The 7,833-nt window shown below is 65.0% G+C and carries 7 protein-coding genes; 5 read left to right on the forward strand and 2 right to left on the reverse strand.

Going from position 1 to position 7,833, the window contains the following annotated elements; all coding sequences use genetic code 11:
• The 4 genes from NU1_RS31175 to NU1_RS31190 all read left to right on the forward strand — a co-directional run.
• Positions 1-1,155 (forward strand): acyl-CoA dehydrogenase family protein (locus tag NU1_RS31175; RefSeq protein WP_067527058.1); only part of this gene is annotated, 1,155 nt, incomplete at its 5' end.
• Positions 1,152-1,661, forward strand: a complete 510-nt coding sequence (locus NU1_RS31180) for a MaoC family dehydratase (protein ID WP_245720396.1) — start codon at positions 1,152-1,154, stop codon at positions 1,659-1,661. The genes NU1_RS31175 and NU1_RS31180, both read left to right, overlap by 4 nt.
• Positions 1,658-2,491, forward strand: coding sequence for an HpcH/HpaI aldolase/citrate lyase family protein (locus NU1_RS31185; protein WP_067527059.1), 834 nt, complete (start codon positions 1,658-1,660; stop codon positions 2,489-2,491). The genes NU1_RS31180 and NU1_RS31185 overlap by 4 nt, the downstream gene beginning before the upstream one ends.
• Positions 2,492-2,498: 7 nt before the next feature.
• Positions 2,499-4,472: an acetoacetate--CoA ligase gene (locus NU1_RS31190; RefSeq protein WP_067527060.1), complete on the forward strand. Its 1,974-nt coding sequence runs from the start codon at positions 2,499-2,501 to the stop codon at positions 4,470-4,472.
• Here the strand turns inward: NU1_RS31190 and NU1_RS31195 are convergent.
• Entirely contained in the window at positions 4,462-5,481 is a 1,020-nt protein-coding gene (locus NU1_RS31195; RefSeq protein ID WP_067527061.1) for a TIGR03617 family F420-dependent LLM class oxidoreductase, read from the reverse strand. The two genes, NU1_RS31190 and NU1_RS31195, sit on opposite strands and share 11 nt — an antisense overlap.
• Before the next feature lie 84 nt (positions 5,482-5,565).
• Positions 5,566-6,705, reverse strand: coding sequence for an epoxide hydrolase family protein (locus NU1_RS31200; RefSeq protein ID WP_067527062.1), 1,140 nt, complete (start codon positions 6,703-6,705; stop codon positions 5,566-5,568).
• A 94-nt stretch (positions 6,706-6,799) separates the two neighbouring features.
• On the opposite strand from NU1_RS31200, the gene NU1_RS31205 reads away from it, so the two are divergent.
• Positions 6,800-7,762 (forward strand): helix-turn-helix transcriptional regulator, encoded by a 963-nt coding sequence (locus tag NU1_RS31205; RefSeq protein ID WP_067527063.1) that lies wholly within the window; start codon positions 6,800-6,802, stop codon positions 7,760-7,762.
• The last annotated feature ends 71 nt before the right edge of the window (positions 7,763-7,833 follow it).

Consider the following 7,833-nt stretch of genomic DNA (forward strand, 5'->3'; position numbering starts at 1 on the left):
GACTTCCTTTCCACCGGCACCCTGCCGGACGAGTATCGCGAACTCGCCCTGACCGTCCGGGATTTCGCCAAGCAGGTGGTAGCCCCGGTCGCCGCCAAGCACGATGCCGACCACACCTTCCCCTATGAGGTCGTCGCGGGCATGGCGGATATGGGTCTGTTCGGCCTGCCGTTTCCGGAGGAATTCGGCGGGATGGGCGGCGACTACTTCGCCCTGTGCCTGGCCCTGGAGGAGCTCGGCAAGGTCGATCAGAGCGTGGCCATCACCCTCGAGGCCGGAGTCTCGCTGGGAGCCATGCCGATCTACCGCTTCGGCAATGACAAGCAGAAGCAGGAGTGGCTGCCGCAGCTCACCAGCGGACGCGCACTGGCGGCCTTCGGGCTCACCGAACCGGGCGCGGGCAGCGATGCCGGCGGTACCCGCACCACCGCCGTCCGCGACGGCGATACCTGGATCATCAACGGCAGCAAGCAGTTCATTACCAACTCGGGTACCGATATCACCCGCCTGGTGACGGTCACCGCCGTAACCGGTCAGGCGGAGGGCAAGAAGCAGATCTCCACCATCCTGGTGCCCACCGACACTCCCGGCTTCGTCGCCGAACCCGCCTACAACAAGGTGGGGTGGAATGCCTCCGATACGCATCCGCTGAGCTTCACCGATGTTCGCGTCCCGGCCGAGAACCTGCTCGGCGAAGCGGGTCGCGGCTACGCCAACTTCCTGCGCATTCTCGATGAGGGCCGCATCGCCATTGCCGCGCTCTCGGTGGGTGCCGCGCAGGGCTGTGTGGACGAGAGCATCCGCTATGCCAAGGAGCGCGAGGCATTCGGTCAGGCCATCGGCCGCAATCAGGCCATTGCCTTCAAGATCGCCCGCATGGAGGCCCGCGCGCATACCGCCCGCACTACCTACTACGACGCCGCCGCGCTCATGCTCGCCGGAAAACCGTTCAAAAAGCAGGCCTCCATCGCCAAACTTGTCGCCAGCGAGGCCGCTATGGACAATGCCCGTGACGCCACCCAGATTTTCGGCGGATACGGCTTCATGAACGAATATGCTGTGGCGCGGCACTATCGCGACAGCAAGATTCTGGAGATCGGTGAGGGCACCACGGAGGTGCAGTTGATGCTGATCGGGCGAGAGTTGGGACTGTGAACGCTGAACCAACGAAGGCTGAAATAACGCAAGAAGTCCGCCGAGTTGTACAGCGCGGCCTATGGTTCGAGGAGTTCGAGACCGATGTGGTTTACGAACACCGGCCCGGTCGCACCCTCACCGAGGCCGATAATGTGCTGTTCACGACCCTGACCATGAACACACAGGCGCTACATCTGGATGCGGCGTTCGCGGAGACGCAACCGCCTTTCCATCAGCGACTGGTGAATTCCATGTTCACTTTGTCCACACTGGTTGGTTTGTCGGTGGCGCAGTTGACCCAGGGCACCATTGTGGCCAACCTCGGCTTCTCCGAAATCGCCTTTCCGAAACCGCTTTTCCACGGTGACACGCTATACGCGGAAACCGTCATTACCGACAAACGGGAATCCAAGAGCCGCCCCGGGGAGGGCATCGTGACGTTCGCGCACACCGGACGCAATCAGCACGGCGATATCGTCGCGACCGCGGTCCGCAAAACCCTGGTCCGGAGGCTGCCCGCATGATCTGGGAGATGCCGGGACCGGCGTGGCTGTTCTGCCCCGCCGACCGCCCCGAACGCTATGCGAAGGCCGCCGCCGCGGCCGATGTGGTGATCATCGACCTGGAAGACGGTGTCGCGGAGGCCGATAAGGCCGCCGCCCGCGAGGCGCTCATTGCCAACCCGCTCGATCCCGAGCGCACCGTAATTCGAGTGAACGCGGCCAATACCGTTGAGCACATGCTCGACCGCGACGCTCTGTTGCGCACCGAGTACCGGCGCATCATGCTGCCCAAATGTGAATCGGCCGAACAGATCACCACCCTGGCGGACTACGAGGTGATCCCGCTCATCGAATCGCCGCTGGGCGCCTTGGCGGTCGGGCGTGCGGCCATCGTGCGCAATGCCATCGGGGTCATGTGGGGTGCCGAGGACTTGGTCGCTGGACTGGGCGGCAATTCCAGTCGGCATGCCGACGGCAGCTACCGTGATGTGGCGCGACATGTGCGCTCGCAAGCGCTGCTGGCCGCCAAGGCCTACGGCAAATTCGCCCTGGACTCGGTGTATCTCGATATCGCCGAACTGGACAAGCTGGCGGAGGAGACCCTCGACGCGGTCGCCATCGGCTTCGACGCCAAGGTCGCCATTCATCCGAGCCAGGTGCCGGTCATCCGCCGCGCCTACGCGCCGACCTCCGAAGAGATCGACTGGGCACAGCGGTTGCTCGACGAGGTTCCGAACCATCGTGGGGTATTCACCTATGAAGGCGCGATGGTGGACGCCCCCGTGATCCGGCATGCCGAGCGGATCGTTCGCCGGGCGCAAGGCGCGGACAGCGCGGGATTCGCGTCGTAGGAGGTTAGTGGTGGAACCGCAGTGGGTGCCGAGCGAGGCGGATATCGCGACGGCACGAGTTACCGATTTCGCGCGATTCGTGGAGCGGCGGACGGGCATTTCCGCGCCGGACTATCAGACGTTGTGGCAGTGGTCCGTCGATGATGTGCCCGGTTTCTGGGCGGCCCTGTGGGAGTATTTCGACCTCGGTGAGATACCGGGGGAGGTGCTTACCGATGCGACCATGCCGGGCGCACAGTGGTTTCCGGGCGCGCGGCTCAACTATGTCGATCAGGTGCTCCGGCAGGCGCGCGTGGATAAGCCCGCGATTCTCGCGGTGAGCGAGGGCGAGGAGATTCGTGAGATCTCCTGGGCTGAGCTGATCGCGCGGACGGCCGGATTCGCGAGGGTCCTGAAGGAGCTCGGCGTCGGTCCCGGGGATCGGGTGGTCGGGTATCTGCCGAATATCCCGGAGGCGGCTATCGCCTTCCTCGCGACGGCCAGCCTCGGTGCGATCTGGAGCGCCTGCGGACAGGACTATTCGGCGCAGGCAGCCCTCGACCGGCTCGGACAATTGGAGCCGAAGGTGCTGGTCGCCGCGGACGGCTATCGCTTCGGTGGGAAGTCGCACGGTAAATGTGACGAGGTCGAGGGGCTGCGCAGCGGACTGCATTCGCTACGCGCGACCGTCATGGTGTCACGTCTGGGCCTCACGATCCGGCACGCGTTACCCTGGGACGCTTGCGAATTCGGCCTGGTTGACGCCGAGACCGTCGCGGGTGACGGACCGATATTCAGCACGGAGCCGGTGGCTTTCGACCATCCGCTGTGGGTGCTGTATTCCTCCGGGACCACCGGAAAGCCCAAGGGTATTGTGCACGGTCACGGCGGTGTCCTGCTGGAGCATTTGAAAGCTGTTGCCCTGCAATCCGATATCGGACCCGACGACACCTTCTTCTGGTACACCAGCCCATCGTGGATGATGTGGAACTTCCAGATCGCCGGACTGCTGGTCGGGGCCACCATCGTCTGCTACGACGGTAGTCCCACCCATCCGGGCCCGGACAGCCTGTGGGAGTTGGCCGCACGTACCCGCGCCAGCGTGCTCGGTACCAGCCCGGGCTATGTGCTCGCGTGTGCCAAGGCCGGATCCGTACCTCGCCGTGATCACGACCTGTCCGCACTGCGGATGGTCGGCATTACCGGCTCGGCATTGCCGCCATCGTCGTCACTGTGGTTGCGCGACAATGTCGGCGAACACGTCCCGGTCGCCTCCATCAGTGGGGGCACCGATGTGGTGTCGGCATTCATCGGCGGGGTTCGTACCGTGCCGGTGTGGCCGGGGGAGCTGTCCGTGCCGTACCTGGGTGCGGCGCTGGACGCCTGGAACGAGAAGGGCGAGCCCGTGCGGGACGAGGTCGGTGAGCTGGTTATTACCAAGCCGATGCCATCCATGCCGGTGAGCTTCTGGAACGATCCCGACGGATCTCGGTACCACGACGCGTATTTCGATATGTTCCCCGGCGTCTGGCGGCACGGTGACTGGATCTCGATCACCGAACACGGCAGCATCGTCGTCCACGGTCGCTCCGATTCCACCCTGAACCGCAATGGCATTCGGATGGGGAGCGCCGATATCTACCAGGTGGTCGAGGCGCTTCCCGAGGTAGCCGAGGCCCTGGTGATCGGTGTGGAGAATTCCGACGGTGGGTATTGGATGCCGCTGTTCGTGGTGCTCGCCGCGGGTGCCACGCTGACCGATGGGCTGAAGCAGCGCATCAATTCGGCTATCCGCACCGAGGTTTCACCGCGGCATGTGCCGGACGAGATCATTCTCGCGCCGGGTATCCCGCATACGCGCACCGGTAAGAAGTTGGAGGTGCCGATCAAGAAGTTGTTCCAGGGTGGGGATCTGGAACGGGTGGTCGAGCCCACCGCCGTGGATGATCCGGTGCTGCTCGAGTGGTTCGCCGCATTGCGGACCCCGCACGCTAAGGGATAGCGCGAATTCGGGTAAGCATCGTTCGGAATTCGTTGTCGTCGCTGGGATCGTGCGGGGGCTCCAGCGAAATACCCTGGCAGAGACCGCTGTACCACTCGTCGAGAACCTCGGGCAGGTTCGCATAGGCGGACTGCGGAACCAGCCTCGCGACCATATCGTCGTCCAGCAACTCGGGCAGCCGCTCCCATTCCTTCGCCCGCGCCGCCCGCGCCAGTTCGGTCGCTGTATCACCGAGAGCGAGGCGATCGAGGGTGCCCCGGTAGGCCGGAGTGGAATACAGGAAGGCGAGTTCCGAGCGAACGGCCGCGCGTGCGACGGCCACCGCCGCGTCATCGCGACCCGTGATCACCTTGGGGACTACGACCACCGCTGGTCCACTGCGGCCGGTGGTGGCAGCACCGGTTTGTAGGGCCGGAATGACTTGCTCGACCAGCGATCTCGGGTGCGAGCCGGTCGGGTGTGCGACGAAACCGTCGGCGACCGCACCAGCGAGTTCGCACATGCGCCGGTTGACGCCGCCCATCCAGATCGGTGGGGCGGGGACCTCGAGCGGACCCGGATTGAAGTAGGGCTGTAAGCGCGTAAACGTGTAGTGGCTGCCCCGGTGCTCCAGCGGCGTGCCGTGCTGGAAGGACGTGAAGATGGCGCGCAGCGCGTCGACGTAATCACCCAGCTGGGCAACCGGATCCGTCCAGGGGGCAGAGAATCGGTCCACCACATTGCCGCGTACCTGCGAGGCGATACCGAGTTGGAACCGGCCACCGGAGAAGCGTGCGAGATCCCAGGCGGCATAGGCGGTGAGCATGGGGCTGCGGGGGAAGGCCACGACCATGCTGGTGCGCACGGTCAGCGTGGTGCTGTGCTCGACGGCCAGCGCGCAGATCGCGAAGGGGTCGTGCACCGTCTCCGAAATGTGCACGGTGTCGAAACCGAGGTCCTCGATCCGCCGAATACGCGCTGCCACCTGGGACAGCTGGGTGTCGGCGGGGAGCGATGTCACGATCTCCACAGTGCCGCCCGAACTCCATTGTTCATGGCGACACTGTGTCAGATGGACATTGCGTCAGGTCGAGACCGGGTCGGGTGGATACGGTCAGCGCAGCTTGGCGAAGAAGGTTCGGATATCGGCGGTATGGGCCTCGGGCAGTTCCATGGCGATGAAGTGGTTGCCGGCCGGGTTGTCATCAGGCCAGTGCGCAATGGTGTTGTCGCGCTCGGCGAGCCGGAGCATGAGGGCGGAGCCGCCACCGTACGTGCCGACCGGCACCTGCTTCTGCCCCTCGGGCCAGGCGAACCCGCCATCTCCCAGTCCGTTGTACATCGGCCACGACGAGGTGGCAGCGGTATTGGTGAACCAGTAGATGCTGATATTGGTGAGCAGGTGGTCACGCTCGACCGCATCCTCGAGGTTCTCGGCCATCGGCGAGAACTCCTTGAACTTGTGGACCAACCACGCCATCAGCCCGACCGGGGAATCCGTCCACGCGGCCGCGAAAGTCTGTGGGGCACCGTGCAGTAGGACGTGGTGGTCGACGCCGTTCATCCACTGCTGCATCATGTCCCATTCGGCGCGCTCGTCGGGCGTCATGGTCGGCACATCGTCGATGGTGGGCATGCCGATACCGCCGTCGATATGCACACCGATCACCCGATCCGGTGCGGTCATCGCCATCTCCTGCACCACGTACACACCCAGGTCGCCGCCCTGTACGCCATAGCGTTCGTAGCCGAGCCGGTCCATGAGCTCGACCCACTTTTCGGCGACCCTGCGGGTCGTCATACCCATCTCCTTCGGCGGGGCGGAGAAGGCGAAGCCGGGCACCGAGGGGATGACCACATGGAACGCCTGCTCGGGATCGCCGCCGTGGTTGCGCGGATCGGTCAGCAGGGCAATGGATTTGGTGAACTCCACGAAGGAGTTCGGCCAGCCGTGGGTGAGGATCAGCGGCAGAGCGTCCGGCTCGGGGGAGCGTACGTGCAGGAAGTGCACATCCAGCCCGTCGATCTCGGTAGTGAACTGCGGGAACTCGTTCAACGCGGCTTCCTGTGCACGCCAATCGAATTCGGTCCGCCAGTGCTCGGCTAGCTCACGCAGGTAGTCGACCGGTACGCCGCGCTCCCAATCCTGGCCGGGGAGCTGTTGCGACCACCGCGCGCGGCTTAGGCGGTCGTTCAGGTCATCGATATCGGCCTGCGGAATCTCGATGCGGAAGGGGCGGATTTCGAAGCTCATCGCTTTACTCCTGTGGTCGGTCGTTCGATCTGTTGACCACACTAGAGAGTATATAGGACTAGTTCGGTCCTAATTATGGAGCAGACTGGAGAACATGACAGACACACCGGCGCGACTGCTGCGGCTGCTGTCGCTATTGCAGACCCCGCGCGAATGGCCCGGCAGCGAACTGGCCGAGCGTCTCGGCGTCACCGACCGCACGGTGCGCCGCGATATCGATCGCCTGCGTGACCTCGGCTATCCCGTCGAGGCGACCCTCGGCGTAGCGGGCGGCTATCGTCTGGTCGCCGGAGCCGCCCTACCCCCGCTACTGCTCGACGACGAGGAAGCCGTGGCCATCGCCGTCGGCCTGCGCGCCGCCGCGGGATCGGCGGTCGCCGGTATCGAGGAGGCATCGGTCCGCGCTCTGGCCAAGCTCGAGCAGGTCCTGCCCACCAAGCTCCGCCGCCGCGTCCGAGTCCTGGCCACAGCGACCGCGACTCTCGCACCCAGCACCACCCCGGTGGACCCCGAGGTCCTCACCACCTTGGCCGCCGCCATCACCAATACCGAACGAGTCCGCTTCGCCTACCGCGCTGCCTCGGGCGCCGAATCCCGCCGCAATGTAGAACCGGTCGGCCTGGTCTCCTCCCACCGCCGCTGGTACCTCGTCTGCTTCGACCTCGACCGCAACGACTGGCGCTCCTTCCGCGTAGACCGCATAGACCGCCCCCAGCCCACCGCCGCCCGCTTCAGCCCCCGTACCCTCCCCGCGGTAGACCCGGCCGCCTACGTCGCGGGCGAGCGAACCGACTGGGGTACACCGGCTTTCCACATTCAAGCCACCATTCAGGCTCCGGCTCACCGGGTGATCGGCCGCCTGGGCGACGACCCTGGCGACATCACGCCTCTCGACGACAACACCTGCCGTCTGGATGCCCGCCGCGACGACGCTCCCGAATGGGTAGCTTTGCGCCTCCTCGATCTGGGTGTCGACTTCGACCTCCACGACTCGCCCGAGGTAGCTGCTGAACTTCGCGGCCTGCGGGCCCGTATTGGCCGAGTTTTGACGGGGTGAGGGGGCTAACTGCTGTTCTCGGGGCCTACGTAGCCGAGTTGTCGAGCGTAAGTGGCGGTTCCAGCCGGGTG

The organism is Nocardia uniformis NBRC 13702 (assembly GCF_001613345.1).
GTDB classification, from domain to species: domain Bacteria; phylum Actinomycetota; class Actinomycetes; order Mycobacteriales; family Mycobacteriaceae; genus Nocardia; species Nocardia uniformis.